At 46.0% G+C, this 18,446-nt stretch carries 8 protein-coding genes; 7 read left to right on the top strand and 1 reads right to left on the bottom strand.

Going from position 1 to position 18,446, the window contains the following annotated elements; genetic code table 11:
* Positions 1 to 2: 2 nt before the first annotated feature.
* From FOT42_RS07970 to FOT42_RS07940, 7 genes are all read left to right on the top strand, one after another.
* The gene (locus tag FOT42_RS07970) at positions 3 to 1,523 is read left to right on the top strand and encodes a RagB/SusD family nutrient uptake outer membrane protein (RefSeq protein ID WP_151890045.1); all 1,521 of its coding nucleotides are present in this window, start codon (positions 3 to 5) and stop codon (positions 1,521 to 1,523) included.
* Positions 1,524 to 1,717: 194 nt separating this feature from the next.
* Positions 1,718 to 5,026: a VCBS repeat-containing protein gene (locus FOT42_RS07965; RefSeq protein ID WP_151890044.1), complete on the top strand. Its 3,309-nt coding sequence runs from the start codon at positions 1,718 to 1,720 to the stop codon at positions 5,024 to 5,026.
* On the top strand, positions 5,023 to 8,370 hold the full coding sequence (locus FOT42_RS07960) for a CRTAC1 family protein (RefSeq protein ID WP_151890043.1): 3,348 nt from the start codon (positions 5,023 to 5,025) through the stop codon (positions 8,368 to 8,370). The genes FOT42_RS07965 and FOT42_RS07960 overlap by 4 nt, the downstream gene beginning before the upstream one ends.
* On the top strand, positions 8,363 to 11,602 hold the full coding sequence (locus FOT42_RS07955) for a VCBS repeat-containing protein (protein ID WP_151890042.1): 3,240 nt from the start codon (positions 8,363 to 8,365) through the stop codon (positions 11,600 to 11,602). The genes FOT42_RS07960 and FOT42_RS07955 overlap by 8 nt, the downstream gene beginning before the upstream one ends.
* 10 nt (positions 11,603 to 11,612) lie before the next feature.
* Positions 11,613 to 12,944, top strand: a complete 1,332-nt coding sequence (locus FOT42_RS07950; protein WP_151890041.1) for a vanadium-dependent haloperoxidase — start codon at positions 11,613 to 11,615, stop codon at positions 12,942 to 12,944.
* Positions 12,945 to 12,967: 23 nt separating this feature from the next.
* Positions 12,968 to 13,864: a GyrI-like domain-containing protein gene (locus FOT42_RS07945; RefSeq protein WP_151890040.1), complete on the top strand. Its 897-nt coding sequence runs from the start codon at positions 12,968 to 12,970 to the stop codon at positions 13,862 to 13,864.
* Positions 13,861 to 14,718 (top strand): NHL repeat-containing protein, encoded by an 858-nt coding sequence (locus tag FOT42_RS07940; RefSeq protein WP_151890039.1) that lies wholly within the window; start codon positions 13,861 to 13,863, stop codon positions 14,716 to 14,718. Before FOT42_RS07945 ends, FOT42_RS07940 begins: the two co-directional genes overlap by 4 nt.
* On the opposite strand, the gene FOT42_RS07935 is transcribed toward FOT42_RS07940, so the two are convergent.
* On the bottom strand, positions 14,715 to 18,428 hold the full coding sequence (locus FOT42_RS07935; RefSeq protein ID WP_151890038.1) for a metallophosphoesterase: 3,714 nt from the start codon (positions 18,426 to 18,428) through the stop codon (positions 14,715 to 14,717). The two genes, FOT42_RS07940 and FOT42_RS07935, sit on opposite strands and share 4 nt — an antisense overlap.
* Between the last annotated feature and the right edge of the window lie 18 nt (positions 18,429 to 18,446).

Here is an 18,446-nt window from a genome sequence, read left to right as displayed (position 1 = left end):
CTATGAAAGCTATTAAACTAAACAAAGTTTATATCTGGGCAATCGCACTGATAATGGCCGGTTGTACAGATTTGGAAATTGAACAGACAGACTCCGTATTCGCTGATTTAAGTGGTGAATTCAGTGGAGTTGAGGCTGGACCGAGCTTATCGGCCCTCTACAATTCTGTTAGGGGCCAGATTGAGAACCAAGAGAACCTTTACGCCCTTACCGAGGTAAGTACCGACGAATTCGTGGTACCCACCCGTGGTACTGACTGGGGAGACAATGGTGTCTGGAGGACTTTGCACTCCCATACTTGGAGTGCCACCCACCAAAGGGTGAAGAACACTTGGAACGATATGAATTCCAATGTGTACAATGCAACCACGATTATCGACTCAAGAAGTAATCCAACCCCTCAGCAAGCTGCCGAAGCCAAATTTTTGCGCGCTTACAGCATGTTTTGGTTGATCGACCTGTTCGGACAAGTTCCATTCAGGACCCCGGATGAAGGCCCAGATGTGAACCCGAACGTAATGACAAGGTCAGAGGCTTTTGACTTTGCAGTGACCGATCTTACTGAGGCAATCCCAAATCTTCCTTCCACAGGACCTAGTGCAGATTTGGTAGGAGCATCAAAAGCGGCTGGTATGTTACTTTTGGCCAAGTTCTATTTGAACAAGCACATCTTTACTGGTACTGGAACTGCAGCAGCAGCTGACATGAACCAAGTGATCAGTTTAGTGGACGACATCAAAGCCGAAGGTTTTGATCTACAAGCTGGATTCTTTGAATTGTTTACCGACGATGTGGACAGTGAGACCATTTTCTTCACCACGTCCAGCGTGGGCAACAACATCTGGAACGGATTGCACTATAAGCAAATTGTTCCCGATCAAGCAGGTGGATGGAACGGGTTTACCACTATTGCAGAGTTCTATGACCTATTTGAAGGAGATCCAAACATCAACACACCAGGTTCTGGACAAGAAGAGAGAAGGGGATTTGTTCCAACAGACGGTACAAACTTCGGTATTGGAAACGGATTCTTGATCGGACAACAATATGATGCCAATGGTGATCCCTATACTGACAGGACAGGAGCTCCTTTGGTCTTTACCAAAGAATTGCCAGGATTGTTGGGCAATAACGAAAGGACAGGTATAAGGGTAATCAAGTACAACCCTGCAAATGGTGCGTTTGCAAACCACAAGATTGTTTTGAGATATGCTGACGCACACTTGATGAAAGCCGAAGCACTTATGAGAAGCGGTGGAGATGCCACTGCCTTGATCAATGAGCTAAGGACCCTAAGAGGGGCCACTCCTATCGGTAGTGTAACAGAACAAGATATCTTGGATGAAAGAGGAAGGGAACTTTACGGTGAGCAATGGAGAAGGAACGACCTTATTCGTTTTGGTCAGTTCACAGCTCCTTGGTCCTACAAGGAAGTTTCTGGTGATGACACCAAGAACCTTTTCCCGATTCCTGCCACTGCAATCATTTCAAACCCAAATTTGGTTCAGAATCCAGGATACTAATTCTATCAAGTTTAAGCTGTTTTATACATACAAAAAGGCCACCGATTATCGGTGGCCTTTTTTATTTGCCCAGAAAAGGACAAAAGAACTCCGACCCCTTTTATTTAGCCAATAATTAATTTGTCATTAGCCCAATATTAATCTTTGGTGCTTTCCGGTTTCGTATGGAAATAACTATATTAATCCAAGTTTTGATGAATGAAATGAAAGGACTGTACCGGCTTATTCCATTGTTGTTTTTAATTGTTTCTGGTTGCTCCAAAAAAGGGCCGGAAACACTCTTCAAACATAAGGACCCCACAGAAACAGGGATAGCTTTCAAAAATCAACTTGTACAGACCCCAGACCTCAATATCCTCAATTACCTCTACTTCTACAATGGAGGTGGTGTCGCAGCAGGTGATTTTAATGGCGATGGATTGGCCGATCTTTATTTCACATCAAATCAAGGAGCGGACAAACTGTACTTGAACAAAGGTGATTTTAAATTTGAGGACATCACAACAAAAGCCAACATTAAAAATGATACCGGATGGACCACGGGTGTTACCCATGCAGATGTGAACAATGACGGCCTTTTGGATATCTACGTATGCAAAGTGGGCGACCATGGGCAGATCAGGGGACAGAACCTACTCTATATAAACCAAGGTATTGACAGCAAAGGCATTCCATCGTTCATAGAGGAAGGCAGCAAATATGGTCTGGACTTTATCGGATATTCCACCCAAGCTGCATTTTTTGATTATGACCTCGATGGTGATTTGGACATGTATCTTTTGAACCATTCCGTAAACCCAAACCGATCGTATGGAAAGGGCATAAAAAGGGAAATAGCGGATTCGATGTCCGGTGACATTCTTTTTAGGAACGACGACGGAATGTTCACCAACGTTTCCAAAGAGGCAGGACTGTTTCAAGGAAGTATAGGCTATGGCCTGGGGCTTGCTATAAGCGACATCAACAATGATGGTTATCCCGACATTTATGTAGGCAATGACTTCTTTGAGAATGATTACCTCTATGTCAACCAAAAAGATGGGACTTTTAGGGAAACCATTTCCAAAGATGATAGGAAGATGGGGCATACTACCCATTTTTCCATGGGCAACGACATTGCCGACATCAACAACGATGGGCTTTCCGACATTCTATCCTTGGATATGCTCCCCGAGGACCTGGAAACCTATAAGACCTCGGGCTTGGAACATCCCTACCCTGTTTACCAGCAATATCTTAAGAATGGATTTGCTCCACAATACATGCAGAATGCGCTCCATTTGAACCTTGATGGTGAAAACTTCGGCGAAATTGCCAACTTAAGTGGCATTGATGCAACGGAATGGTCTTGGGGAGGATTGTTTGCGGACTTCGACAATGATGGATATAAAGACCTTTTTATTTCAAATGGAATCCAAGGCGTCACCAATGACATGGACTATATCAACTACATCTCCAACGAACAGATCCAAAAAACCATAGAAAAGGGCCTATCAGACAAAGACATGGAACTGATAGAACGCCTGCCGAGCAAGAAGGTCCAGAACTATTTTTTTAGAAATGATGGAGGAACAACATTCACAAACATGACAACATCATGGACTCCAAAAATGGAATCGTTCAGCAATGGCTGCGCATATTCGGATTTGGACAATGATGGTGACCTCGACTTGGTGGTGAACAACGTAAACCAAGAAGCCTTCATCATGGAAAATACCCTAAATCAAGGTAATTCCATCCAAATCAGCTTTGAAGGAAGTTCCAAGAACACGTTTGGGATAGGGACAAAAGTGTTGGTTTTTACAAAAAACAACAAATTGGTCCAAGAAAACTTTGCCACAAGGGGATTCCTTTCTGCAAAAGACAACACTTTGGTGTTTGGGACTGGAAATGATACCATTGTGGACTCCATTCAGATCATATGGCCTGGAGGAAAGTACCAGACCCTTGAAAAAATAAAAACTAACAAGAACATCCAGGTTTCCTACCAAAATGCCGCGGGCAATTACTACACCCAAAATTCAGGAAAGCCCTATTCCAGTTATTCCATTATCACAAGGGATTTGGATTTTGAGCATAAAGAATATCCCTCCCTTGATTTTGACAGAAACCCATTGGTCCCTTTTTCCTATTCCAATGAAGGCCCTTCGGTTTCGGTTGTGGATATAAACGACGACGGATTGGAAGATTTCTTCATCGGGGGTGCAAAAAAACAAGCATCCGTACTATTTATCCAGAACACTGAAGGTGCTTTTTCGAAACACCAACCGGAATTGTTCGAAGAGGACGAGATCAACGAGGATGTGGACCAAGTCTTTTTTGATGCCGACAGCGATGGGGACCTTGACCTGCTCGTAGTCAGTGGCGGCAACGAATTTACGCAAGGTGCCCCTTTGCGCCCAAGATTTTATAACAATCAGGGCAACCAATTTGTCAAGGAAGAAAAGAGTTTATCAAAAATAGAGGTCAATGCCTCCAAAGTGAGCGCTGTTGACTTTGACAATGATGGGGACATGGATATCAGCATTTCCTCGAACACCCCATCGACACAATTTGGGAAACGCACAAAGCAATATCTCTTTGCAAACGATGGTATTGGAAACTTTACCGAGGTCACCACGACCTTTGCCCCCGATTTTGAAAACATAGGCAATGTCAAGGACCTCACGTGGTCAGATCTGGACCAGAATGGATTTCCCGACCTTATCGTGGCCGGGCATTGGATTCCCATTACCATTTTTATGAACAATGGCAAACAGTTGATAAAGCAAACAGGGAACGGGCTTGACCAAACCAACGGCTGGTGGAACTGTATTGAGGTCGCAGATTTGGACAATGATGGCGACATGGACATCCTGGCCGGCAATTGGGGACTGAACACCAAATTCCAGGCATCAGTCGAAAAACCGATGACTCTGTATATCAGTGATTTTGATGGGAATGGATCCATAGAAACCGTCCTCACCCACTATCATGGCGACAAAGAAACTGCCTTTGCTTCCAAGGATGAAATTGTAAAGCAAATGCCCTTTCTAAACAAAAAATTCCTATTCTACAAGGATTTTGCAAAAGCTTCCTTGGAAGATCTTTTTGGAAGGGAAAGATTGGACAGGGCGGAACAACGGAAGGTCCATCTCCTGGAAACATCCTATTTTGAGAACGATGGAAAAGGAAATTTCTCCAAAAAGGAACTCCCACACATAGTTCAGTCATCAACGGTAAATGACATTTATTTGAAAAGAAACAGCAAAGAAAGAATTAATGAAATATTAATGGTCGGCAATAATTTTGAGATAAATACCCAACTTGGTAGATTAGATGCCTCTCATGGTTTTTTACTGGAAAATGATGAACAAGGTGCCATAAGTTGGAAACAGAGCCTTGGTATTTCAGGTGCTGCCAGGACCATTGGGAGAATCAATGTAGGGGGAAATGAGGAACTTATGATTACTTTGAACAATGATGCCCCTATTTTTTTATCAAAAAAACGAAACAACGAATGAAACTAAAATACATCACTGTATCCTGCCTTTTGCTACTTGCAACAGCATGCAAGAACAAAGAGGCCGACAAAATGGAGGTAGAGGAAAAAGGAGAAACCCTTTTCACATTGCTGCCTTCCGAAGAAACAGGCATAACCTTTGTCAATACAGTTGAAAACCAGAAGAACTTCAACATTTTCAAATACAGGAATTTCTACAACGGAGGCGGTGTGGCCATTGGTGATATCAACAATGATGGCCTTCAAGATATCTACCTGACGGGGAACATGGTTCCGAACAAGCTCTACCTGAACAAGGGAAATTTCCAATTTGAAGATATTTCCGAAAGCGCGGGCGTAGGCGGTAACAAACCTTGGTCCACAGGTGTGGTGATGGTAGATGTGAACCAAGATGGTCTGCTGGACATCTACGTCTGTAATGCTGGAAACATGGAAGGCAATAACCACGACAATGACCTATACATCAACAATGGGGATTTGACCTTCACTGAAAAAGCAAACGAATACAACCTTGCCAAAACAGGGTTCACCACCCACGCCTCTTTTTTCGATTATGACAAGGATGGAGATTTGGACGTTTACATCCTAAACAACAGTAACATACCGGTAAGTAGCCTAGGCTATGCCGAGCAACGTCAGGTCCGCGCCCAGGATTGGGAGGGGGTCCCGGACATTTTCAAAGGCGTGGGCGACATGCTCTTGCGCAATGATAATGGAAAATTTGTGGATGTCAGCGAAAAGGCCGGGATTTATGGTAGCCTCATCGGGTTTGGACTTGGGGTCTTGGTCACCGATTTCAATGGAGACCTGTACCCGGACATCTACGTTTCCAATGATTTTTACGAAAGGGATTACCTCTACATCAACCAAAAAAACGGCACTTTCAAGGAAGAAATCAAGGAGTGGACCTCACACCTAAGCCTTTCAGCGATGGGTATCGACATTGCCGATATCAACAACGACGGGCACAACGATATCTTCATCACCGATATGTTGCCCGAGGAAGAACAACGGGTGAAATCCGTCATGGAATTTGAAGGGTACAATGTCTTTGACCTTAAACAGAGTAAGGATTTTTACCAACAGTATATCCAGAACACCTTGCAATTGAACAATGGCAATGGCACTTTTTCCGAAGTCGCCTACTACAGTGGTATTGATGCCACGGACTGGAGTTGGGCAGGCCTCATGTTCGATATGGACAATGACGGCCTTAAAGATATTTTTGTGACCAATGGCATCAACCATGACCTTACCGATCTGGATTTTGTTGATTTTTTTGCCAACGAAATCGTGCAGAAAATGGCCCTCACGGGAAAAAAGGAATCCATCGATTCCATCATCAGCAAAATGCCCATCAAGCCACAGCCCAATTATGCATACAGGAACAACGGCGACATCACCTTCAAAAATACCAATAAGGAATGGGGATTTGACCTTCCCTCCCGCTCCAACGGTGCCGCTTATGGCGATTTGGACAACGATGGCGACCTGGATTTGGTCATCAACAATGTGAATACGGAGGCCTACATATACCGAAACAATTCAGATGCGCAGTTGGACAACAACTATATCCAATTGAGGTTCAAAGGATCTGAAAAAAACCCTTTTGCTGTCGGGACCTTGGCCAAATTCTATTTTGATGGGCACATCATCAACCAAGAACTGATTCCTTCACGTGGGTTCCAATCCTCAATGGAATACGGTATGACCATTGGTTTGGGTAAATCCGAAGCCTTGGACTCCATCCGCATCGTTTGGCCTGATGATCGCACCCAAAAACTGGAAAGTGTAAAGGCCAACCAAGTGTTGACCTTCAATCATGCCGATGCTACGGAGACCTACAAAGTGCCTAAAAAAGAATTGAAAAAATCCTTTTTGAGCGAGTTGGACAACAAAATGATGGCCAACCACAAAGAAGATGCCTACAATGATTTTGACTACGAGGGTCTGATCTACCAGAAACTTTCGCAAGAAGGCCCTTCGCTTGCCGTAGGCGATATCAATGGTGATGGTCATGAAGATTTCTTTATCGGTGGGGCGCAAGGTCAGCCAGGGATCCTATACCTGCACTTGGGCAATGGAAAAGTCTCCCAGAAAAAATCATCAGTATTTGAAAACGACAGGGAATTTGAAGATGTGGCAGCGGCCTTTTTCGATGCCGATGGCGACGGTGACCTAGATCTTGTAGTGGGCTCCGGTGGCAACAATGTGGGCATGCAGCGCAGTTATAGGGCAAGACTTTACCTCAATGATGGGAAAGGAAACTTCTCAAAATCCCCAAGCGAACTGCCTTCCACTTTCAAGAATATCTCTACCATTTCCCCCTATGACTTTGACAACGATGGGGATATGGACCTCTTCATTGGTTCGCGGAGCGTAGTGGGCGTATATGGCATCTCGCCAGACCACCTGTTGCTTGAAAATATGGGAGATGGAACGTTCACCAATGTTACGGAACGATTGGGCTATGACCTCAAGGATGCAGGGATGGTCACCGATTCCAAGTGGGCGGACGTTGATGGGGATTCCAAAAAAGACCTCATTGTCACTGCCGAATGGGACACGCCCAAAGTTTATAAGAACACGGGCAGAAGACTGGTGAGAATGCCCAGTTCCTTGGACAGTCTTTACGGATGGTGGAACACTGTGGAAGTCGCCGATCTGGACAATGACGGAGATATGGACCTCATCTTGGGCAACCAAGGGCTCAATCTCCACTACAAGCCCACCCACGAGACCCCCATGAAAATGTGGATCAATGATTACGACAACAATGGCACCATAGAACAGGTCACCACCCTACAAAAGGATGGCAAAGACTATCCCATCCACCAAAAGAGGGAGCTTACAGAACAACTGCCCGCACTCAAGAAACAGAACCTTAAGGCATCTGATTACGCAGGACGGACCATACACGAGCTTTTTCCAAAGGAAGTTTTGGACAAATCCATTGTGAAAAAGGTGGAGACCTCTGCATCGGTCATCGCCATCAATGAAGGAGATGGGAAGTTCACCATCAAAAACCTTCCGCCGAGGGTACAGCTCTCCTGTATTTGCGACATCACCTGCATGGACGTGAACAAGGATGGCAATCTGGACTTGATCATGGCCGGAAACAACTTCGAGTTCAAGCCACAGTTTTCCAGATTGGATGCCGGTTACGGAAACCTCTTGTTGGGCGATGGCAAATCAGGCTTTGAATGGCAGGATTTCGACACCAGTGGCTTCAAGATTCGGGACGAAGTCAAGTACATCAAACAGTTCAAGGATAAAAATGGAAAGGTTTTCGTCATAACCGCCATCAACAACAACACACCCAAGATTTTTGCCCTCAATGAATAGATTTTGCATCGTACTTGTAATTGTTGTCCTTTTTGTGTCCTGCAAAAAGGAAGGGAGCCTTTTCAAAACTCCCACCCCGGGGGAAACTGGGGTCAATTTTACCAATACGCTCACCCCAACGGATGAACTCAGCATCTTGGACTACCTCTATTTCTACAATGGGGGCGGTGTTTCCATAGGTGACATCAACAACGATGGCCTTCCCGATATTTTCTTTACCGGGAACCAGGTCAAGAACAAACTGTACCTGAACAAGGGCAATTTAGAGTTCGAAGATATTTCGGGCACAGCCGGGATTGAAGGAAACAGCACGTGGAACACAGGCGTCACCATGGCCGATGTGAACGGGGACGGGCTTTTGGACATTTATGTATGCGCTGTGGTGGGCATCAATGGGTTCAATGGATTCAACGAGCTATACATCAACAATGGGGACAATACCTTTACAGAAAGCGCTGCACAATATGGTCTGGATTTTGACTCCTACAGCTCCAATGCCGCTTTTTTTGATTATGACCTCGATGGGGACCTTGACCTTTACCTCCTGAACCATGCCGTACATACCCAAAATTCCTTTGGAAAGTTCGACCTGCGTTTTGAAAGACGGTACGAGACCGGCGACAAATTATTGCGCAACGACAATGGAAAATTCAAGGATGTAAGTGAGGAAGCTGGTATCTATGGAGGGGTGAACGGGTACGGTCTTGGCTTGGCCATAGCCGATTTCAACCAGGACGGTTTTCCCGACATCTACGTGGGCAACGATTTCCATGAGGACGATTATTATTATTTGAACAATGGCGATGGCACTTTTACGGAAAGCCTCCGGAAATATTTCGGGCATACCAGCAGGTTCTCCATGGGGAACGATGTGGCCGACATCAACAACGACGGCAGACCCGATTTCCTGTCCCTGGACATGCTGCCAGAAGATGAAGTTGCCCTAAAATCTTCGGAAGGGGACGATAACATCCAGACCCAAAAAATGAGGGTGGACCGTTTTGGCTATCACTATCAGTTTACCCGGAACATGCTCTATGTGAACCAACCGGACGGCAATTTTACAGAAACGGCCCTTATGAGCGGCATTGCCGCCACCGATTGGAGCTGGAGCGCCCTTTTTGGGGATTATGACCAAGACGGCCGCCAAGATGTGTTCATCTCCAATGGTATTCCCAAAAGGCCGAACGACCTTGATTTTATAAAGTTCGCCTCCAACAATGAGATTCAGAAGAAATTGGACAATACCAAACTGGTGGATGAAAAGGCATTGGACCTTATGCCCTCGGGAAATGTGCACAACTACACCTTTAAAGGAGGCAAGAATCTCATGTTCCAGGACACTTCCGGGGATTGGATCACCAAGGACACCTTGATTTCTGGCGCAACGGCCATGGGCGATCTGGATGGGGATGGGGATATGGACCTTGTGACCAATAACATAGACCAGCCCGCCTCCCTGTACATTAATAAAGTGGGCAAGAAGTCCAATTATTTGAAAATCAAGTTCAACTACGCCCCAAAAAACAGGTTTGGCATTGGCACCAAGGTATATTCCTATCACAATGGGAACCTTCAGTTCAAGGAGCTTTTTCCCACCCGTGGTTTTCAGGCTTCGTCGGAACCCATGGTCCATTTTGGGTACGGAAATGCCCAGAAAGTAGATTCACTTAAGGTCATTTGGCCAGATAGGACCTATCAAATCCTGAAAGATGTTTCGGTGAACCAGACCTTGACCCTGAAACCGGAAAATACCAAGCCGTTCGATTACAAGACATTACACAAGCCCACAAAATCCATATTCACACCTGTAGAGGGCAATCTGGGCTTGGACTATACCCATGTTGAGGACAATTATACCGACTTCAACCGTGAAAAACTCATCCCCTATCAAGTTTCGGACCGGGGGCCCGCCTTGGCACAGGGTGATCTGAACAATGATGGCAAAACCGATGTCTTCTTTGGTGGATCCAAATTTTTCCCTGCCCAAATCTATGTGCAACAGGACAGCATATTCGTGGCCCAACGTTTCGATGGCATCCAAAAAGATTCCATCAGGGAAAATGTTTCTGCCACTATTGCAGATTTCAACAACGATGGCAAGAACGACCTTTTTATCACTTCCGGGGGCGGTGATTTTTTTGGGGAGTCCGATGCCCTTTTGGACGCCTGTTACCTTCAGACGGATTCATCATTTTCCAGCGTCCAACTACCTGAAATCTTTCAAAATTCTTCGGTTGTAAGACCTTTCGATTATGACGGGGACGGGGATATGGATGTCTTTGTGGGCGGACATACATTGACGGCTCAATTTGGGGCACCCGCTACATCCTATCTGCTGGAAAACAACCAAGGCCAGTTTCAATTGGTCGATAGTTTTGCCAAACATTCCAAAGGAATGGTCACCGATGCCATTTGGAGCGATTTTGATGGCGATGGCTCAACGGACCTCATAGTGGTCGGGGAATGGATGTCGCCCAAGTTCTTGAAAAATGAAAATGGCACCTTCACGGAAACAGCTGCGTTGGACCTCAAGGGCCTATGGCAGGGCATTGCTGCTTTTGATATGGATCGGGATGGGGATTTGGACTATCTGTTGGGAAATTGGGGCACCAATTCCAAATTCAAGGCTTCCAAGGAGTTTCCCATGAAGCTCTATTTTGATGATTTTGATGATAATGGTCAGACCGAGACCGTGACCGCCATGGAAAAAAATGGCAAATATTATCCCTTGGAGTCCATGGACGGCCTCACGGCACAATTGGTCTATCTCCGGAAAAAATACACCAGCTATAAATCCTTTGCCGGAAAGACCATGGAAGAAATCTTCGGAAAGGATGTCCTGAAAAAATCCACGGTTTTGGAAGTGAACACCCTAAAATCGGGTTACTTGAGGAACGATGGCGGCAGTTTTGTTTTTGTCCCGTTCCAAAACGAGCTCCAAGTTTCGCCCATTACAGCATTTTTGGTGGATGATTTTGATGGCGACGGGTCCCAAGAAGTACTTTGCGGAGGCAATTTCTTTGGGGTGAAACCGTACCATGGCCGTTTGGACTCCTTTTCCGGGGCCTTGATCAAAAATGGGGAAACGGTTATCTTGGGGGCCGAACTGGGTCTCGATTTCACCAAAAAATCGTTGAGACACTTACAAACCTTGGAACTGAACAATCAAAAATATCTGTTGGCAGTGTTCAACGATGATAAAGCACAAGTCTATACATTCAAAAAATAACCAAAAGGTCATGAAATTAAGATTGAGTTTAATTGCGTTAGTGTTTTTGGCGCTATCAGCCTGCCAAAAAAAGGAAGAACCCATTGTGGTCACTTCGGAGGATTTCCACAAATCTGTGGACAAGGTGGTCGAGGTCATGATACACGATATCTTTTCCCCGCCGGTGGCCAGTAGGATCTTTGCCTATCCCAACATCGCAGCTTATGAGATCATTGCGAAGAAGGACGACAAATACAAATCGCTTTCGGGTCAATTGACCGAATTGGGCGACATTCCGGCCCCCAAGGATACGGAAAACATCAATTTTGAGATGGCCGCGTTGGTTGCCCATATCGATTTGAGCCGAAGACTTATTTTTTCCGAAGAAAGAGTCTCCAATTTCAGGGACAGTCTTTATACCCTTTGGTCAGCAAAGAACGAGACCATGTTCAACGCTTCCAAGGACTACGGAATGGAAGTGGCGGATTATATCGCTTCATGGATGGGCAAGGACAACTACAAGGAAACACGTACCATGCCCAAGTTCTCGGTCAATTCCGACGATCCTTCGCGGTGGCAACCCACCCCTCCTGCCTACATGAACGGTCTTGAACCGCACTGGGCGAAGATCAGGCCTTTTGCCATCGACTCAGCAGCACAGTTCAAACCCATTCCACCTCCAGCTTTTTCCATGGAAAAAGACTCTGATTTCTACAAAGAATTGATGGAGGTCTATGAAGTCCGAAATGAGATGACCGCCAAAGGCGATGCTTCGGAAGAGGTGGCCATTGCCAAATTTTGGGACTGTAACCCCTATGTTTCGGTGACCCGAGGGCATTTGATGTTCGCCACCAAAAAAATCACTCCAGGAGCGCACTGGATCGGCATTACCAAAATTGCCTGCAGGAAGGCCGATACGGATTTTGCAAGGACCGTTTTTGCCTATACCAAAACTTCCATTGCCGTTGCGGATGGGTTTATCAGCTGCTGGGACGAAAAGTATCGAAGCAACCTCATACGTCCCGAGACCGTGATCAACGAGTATATTGACGATAGCTGGACGCCCGTTCTTCAAACACCCCCATTCCCTGAATATACGAGTGGGCACAGTGTGGTCTCAGGTGCCGCATCCACCGTTCTTACGAGTATTTTTGGGGACGGCTTCTCCTTTGACGACGATACGGAGACCCCGTATGGGCTTCCTGTCCGTTCGTTCACCTCGTTCAACCAAGCAGCGGATGAGGCCGCTATTAGCCGGATGTACGGCGGCATACACTACCGCGCTGCCATTGAAGTGGGTATCAAACAGGGACGTGACCTAGGAAAATTTATTGTGGACAAACTCGACATGACCAAGGGTTAATTTCCTATTTTTACGGATGAATTATGAAGAAGGTTTTTATATCCATTCCAATACTCCTATTGGTTGTGCTCTTGTGGTATCTGTTCATCAAACCCCAAGATTATCAGGTCAATTTTAAGGCAAAGGCCATCCCGGGCACTATCTATGAAACTGTAAAGGCTTGGAATATGGGTTTGGACAGTGTGGTCCCCCTCCGATTTGAAAGCCCTACCCATTTTGAACAGACCATCGTCATGAACGATTCCGTTCACATCTATGAGTGGAACATCACCCCTATCCACGATTCCTTGAGCCAGGTAAAGGTCAACATCAAAGACCCTGAAAACACCTTAAAAAACAAGGTTTCCGTTCCTTTTTCGGATACGGATTTTGAAAAAGGGTCTCGAAAGACACTTTTGGATTTCAATGGGTTTTTGAATGACCATTTGAAAGATTTTAAGGTATCGATTGTGGGCGAAGCAGAGCTTTTTTCCTCTTTTTGTGCCTGTGTGGCCCTCAACACCACCCCAGAAAATAAGGCAAGGGGCATGATGGCCAATTATTCCCTGCTCAATTCCTTTTTGGTGGACAACGGGGTTACGCTGAACGGTCTCCCCTTTGTGGAAGTGGAAAATTGGGACATCAAGGCCAATATGCTGACCTATAATTTCTGCTATCCCATTGTGCGGTCCGAAAAACTGCCCAACCATCCCGACATTTCATACAAGCGCATTTTTAGCAAGAGATCTTTGAAAGCCATTTACAACGGTAACTACATCACTTCGGACAGGGCCTGGTATGCATTGCTGGATTATGCCAAAAGAAACAATATCCCCGTTGAGAACAAACCCATTGAAGTGTTTTACAACAACCCAAACATGGGTGGTAACGAGCTGAATTGGAAAACCGAGGTCTATCTGCCCCTAAAAGAATCCAAGTGAAGAAAATTGCATTCCTTTTCGTTTTGATCATTGTACAGGCCTGTGCACAGAAAGCTCCCTACGGAAAGTTGGAGCCGTTGGGCAAGTTTCCTTCCAAGCTCAAGGAAGTATCGGGCATCGAGGTTTCATCTTCAGGTACAGTTTGGGTCATACAGGACAGCGGGAATGAAGACGAAATTTATCAGCTCGATAGGAAGGCAAAACTGTTCCAATCCCTCAAAATCGATCACGCCAAAAACCAAGATTGGGAAGATTTGGCATTGGACAACAATGGCAATTTATACATCGGCGATTTCGGGAACAATGCCAATGAACGCAAAAATCTGACCATATACAAGGTGCCCCAATCCGAATTGGGCAAGAAAAAACCGAACGCTAAAAAGATTGCGTTCTACTATCCCGATCAGAAAAACTTTCCTCCCGAAAAGGACAGTCTCTATTTTGATACGGAAGGTTTTTTTCACTTGGACGGCCATCTGTACATCTTTACCAAAAACAGGACACGCCCCTATTCCGGAAAAACATTGATATATCGGGTTCCGGACACAGAGGGTGAACATACCGCGGAACCTTTAGGTTCCCTGTTCCTATGTGGAGACCAAGACCGATGTTCGGTGACCGGAGCGGACATTTCCCTCGATGGGAAGACGATTGCACTACTCAGCTATGGCCTTGTGTTCCTATTGACGGATTTTGAGCTTTCCGATTTTTCCAAGGCATCCATTCAAACCATCGACTTGAACTGCCAAACCCAGATTGAGTCCATCTGTTTTTTGGACAACAAGACCCTCTTGATTGCTGACGAACGAAACAAAAATGGTGGTGGGAATCTTTATCGATTCCATCTGGATTAAAACCCGAATCCAAGCCCGAAAGCAAACCTGAGCCCATCCGCACTTTGGAACAATCCTGCATTTGCAGTCAAAATATCCGCGCCGTTCAGGAAAAAGCCACCTCCGTAGGAATTGTGCCATTTTTGGGACGTATCGCCTGGAAACCAAATCCGACCATAATCGAAACCCCCGTATATTCCAGGGGTGATAGGTAGGATTCCTGTGGGTCTGGACCTAAAACTATACCGCAGGTCCGAGCTTTGGTAAAATGCGGTTTTGCCCGTAAAGCGTTGGAACCTGTAGCCCCGTAATCCATCGTTGCCCCCAATGCTTGCCCCTTGGTAAAATTCAAAATCATCGCCAATGTTGAAATGTCCTTTCAATTTGGTGGCTAGGACGAGTCTTCCGCTCGGGATTAACCTATGATCTATGGACAGGCTGGGCACAATGAAACCAAAGGACCTGCCTTGCTCTTCCACATTGGTCTTGTAGCCCCCGAGCAGCGTGAATGCCATTCCAAGGGTCGGGAAGGCTTCATTGTCCGTGTTGGAGTAGCTGTATTCGCCTTCCACTCCCAAAAAGCTCTTGTGGTTCTCCTCACCGTTTTCCACATAGAACTCGTTGATGAACCTGTTCTCCGTCTCTTCCACCTCGATACTTTCATAAGAAATACCGGCACGTACCTTAGATCCCAGATATCCTCTCCAAACCAAGGATGGCATGAACCTCAACGTACGCAAACGCACCCGGTTATAATCCAGGCCCAAAGGGTCGTCGTCATCATTGTTCACGGTCTCATTTCCAAAACCAAAAAAGTTGAGCGTGAAGTTGGGACTGGTGAACCTTGCGTTCAATTCCATGTTGACATTTTCAAAAACATGCGCAAATTCTCCCTTGTACCCCAGATCATACCCCTTGGTGGCGAAATAATAGGCGGCATTGAAGGTATGTTGCTGGGTGAACGGGTTCTTCCTGAACCCATTGAACGTGTAAGTATCCGTCAGCCCGATACGCAAGCCATCATCCGGATTGAAGCCAATGGTCGGCAGTATTTGGTTGTTGCTGGCCTTTATCTTTAGGAAATCGTATGTGTTGGTGTCGTAATCGTCCAGACGGTTTATTTTCCCTCCATACGCTTCATCATAGGTGTTATCCTTTGCCTTGGAATCATACACAAACGTTTTTTTTGACTTTTCAGAAATCTGGTACACATCATTGTTCTGCCCGCCGATTATGCGCACCTTTATTTTGGAAGATTCCGTGGCCACTTCAAAAACGTCATCATCATCCAACCCGTAGAGCCAAATCTCCTTGGTGTATGAAGGGTCGTACACTTTATGGAAAAACGGGTCCTTGATCTCGCCTCCTTTGATGCGATGTCCCCATACTTCCACTTTTCCATCCGGCAGTGAAACCACTTTGAAATGGTCGTCCTTGTCCGTCCCGGTCACCACGCTGTATTTGTTCAGCACGGAAAAATATTCCTTTGCGGTCTCCACGAGGTTCTCTTTTCTTGCCAATAGGATATCCTTGATCTCGGCAAGGGTTTCATCCCTTACTTCCTCTGGAAAATCCAAAAAGGCCCGATCGATCACCGCTTCGTCAATATGCTCTTGGATGAACTTGGCCTGCTCGACCCAGACGTCCATCGATGTTTCCGACAAGAGGGCCATATCGAGGGCAAAGGTCCTGGGTGATGATGTGAAGCCCTTCACGCTCCTAATCTCTTTATGGAAGCCTTCAAAAATACGGAGTGCCGGTACCGCCCTTGAACCAAAATTCATGATCAGCCCATCGCCCCATCGGGAAAAAACTTGGTCCCTGTCCCTGGGAATTGGCTTGAACACCTTGTTTCCATCTTCGGTCTCGAACTCGGCCCATCGCCATTGGTCCACATGGCGGTCCCAATCCCCGATAAGGATATCGAACAAACGCGCCTTGGCATATTCCTTTTGGTCGATGCTGTATTTTTCATCTTCCCTTAATTTATCGATAAGGTCGTAAGTGCTTTCAATTTTCTTCGTCCGTCCAAAACTTTCAAGGTCGTCGTGCTCATCGGAAACGTGTTCCTCGATCATATAGAGACCATCCCCAAATTCCGAATTGAAATCGCCCAAAACAGATTGTTTGGGCACATAATATAAGGTGGGATTGGTGTGATAGAGACCGACGGCATCGGAGAGTTTGCCCATGGCGAAGGGCGCATAAGGGTGGGCCCCCGTATAAAGATCCAATAGCAATTCTTCGGTGAAGGTGTCCTCAAACTGACCTATGATGTACTGATCTTGGAAAGCCATGGCCTGCAGGTACCGCTCTGCACTCTTTCTGAGGTCCCGCATCACATATTGCTTTCCTTTTTCATCTTCCAAACGAAGGGAACTGGACTGGTTGCCCCCCCCTTTGCGCACCACCTTCAATCCTCCGAAAAGGGTATCCAGGTCCACAGTGGGTGCCTTGACCTTTGTGGCATAGTATTTTCTGTAACGTTCACCCCAAAGCCATTTGTGGAACCCACTTTTGTCCACTTCTTCCTCGGTATAGACCGATGCTTCCACATAGGGAGGAAATTCTTTGGAAAGTCCGGTCATTGCCGTGGACTTGTCTTTGGGAAGCACCTGGGTGTGGAAGAGCAATTCCTCCGAAGCATCATCCGCTCCATAAAAATCCACAACGGACGAACCATCTTTGAAGACTTTTAGGATGGCATACCCATTTTTCCCTGTTGAAAACTTACTTCCGTTCAACAATCTTGTGGCACCCGTCTTGGCCCCCGAACCACTCACTATCTGTGGTTTCCCGTATTCCTCTATGTATTGGAGGGTATGCTCATGCCCAGACACAAAAATGACCTTTTCGGAAAATTGGGAAAGTGTCAGTATCCTCTTTTTCAGCTCGTTGTATTTTTTATTGGAAAGATCTTCCACTGTGGCTCCGGAGGTTTTCCGCAGAAAATTGGCCACTGTTCCCAAAACGGGAAGGGGTACCTTGCCTCCACTGGGATAGAGATGCTGTTCGAACGAAAACTGCCCACCATGGGAGCCATAGGTGAACATGGGGTGGTGCAGGGCAATGATCACGGTCTTGTCCAAATTTTTCTTGATCTCGCTTTCCAGTTCCTCAAAAAACCGGCCCCTGTCCTTGATCTCGCACTTGTCGTTCATGGTGGGATGTTTGTCCCAATCCGTCAGGTACCATTCCGTGTCAATGGCAATGACCATGACCTTGTCACTAATATCCATGAATTCCACAGGGCAACCATTTTTGGGCTGGAATGCATCCTTATCGCCCAATGCTTCTTTAATGTAATCCTCTTCCCTTTCCAAACCATCCAATCCATCGCTGTACCAATCGTGGTTTCCCGGTATGAAAATGGCCTTCCCTTTGAACGATTCCAGCGTACTCAACTGGGCGTCCAAATAGTGCTTGGATCGTTCGTTCCCTTCGGCATCATCTTTTTCGTCCACAAATCCTGCCGGGTAAATATTGTCCCCCAAGAAAATCACGGTACTATTTTTGTTGGCACTTTCCAGAACAGACTTGAACCTTTTCAAGGTAGGGTTAAGTTCTCCCATGGGGGATTGTCCGGCATCACCGATCAAATAAAAAGTGTGCTCCAATTCCTTATTATCGGACGTTTCCTTGCCGGAAAAAGGTGCTGCATATTTGGTTTCATAGGTGGCGCAACCGCAGACCAAGGCAATCAGAAGGAAGAGTAAGTAATGTTTAACCATATCCACATGAGGTTGATT

It is taken from the genome of Flagellimonas hadalis (assembly GCF_007785775.2).
GTDB lineage: Bacteria > Bacteroidota > Bacteroidia > Flavobacteriales > Flavobacteriaceae > Flagellimonas > Flagellimonas hadalis.
The sequence above is the reverse complement of the archived record's forward strand: the minus strand, read 5'-3'. Positions and strand labels throughout refer to the sequence as shown.

What these genes read in the sequence shown, in the direction of transcription:
- FOT42_RS07970 (WP_151890045.1), top strand. Translation starts at nt 3, where the DNA reads ATGAAAGCTATTAAACTAAACAAAGTTTATATCTGGGCAATCGCACTG.
- FOT42_RS07965 (WP_151890044.1), top strand. Translation starts at nt 1,718, where the DNA reads ATGAATGAAATGAAAGGACTGTACCGGCTTATTCCATTGTTGTTTTTA.
- FOT42_RS07960 (WP_151890043.1), top strand. Translation starts at nt 5,023, where the DNA reads ATGAAACTAAAATACATCACTGTATCCTGCCTTTTGCTACTTGCAACA.
- FOT42_RS07955 (WP_151890042.1), top strand. Translation starts at nt 8,363, where the DNA reads ATGAATAGATTTTGCATCGTACTTGTAATTGTTGTCCTTTTTGTGTCC.
- FOT42_RS07950 (WP_151890041.1), top strand. Translation starts at nt 11,613, where the DNA reads ATGAAATTAAGATTGAGTTTAATTGCGTTAGTGTTTTTGGCGCTATCA.
- FOT42_RS07945 (WP_151890040.1), top strand. Translation starts at nt 12,968, where the DNA reads ATGAAGAAGGTTTTTATATCCATTCCAATACTCCTATTGGTTGTGCTC.
- FOT42_RS07935 (WP_151890038.1), bottom strand. Translation starts at nt 18,428, where the DNA reads ATGGTTAAACATTACTTACTCTTCCTTCTGATTGCCTTGGTCTGCGGT.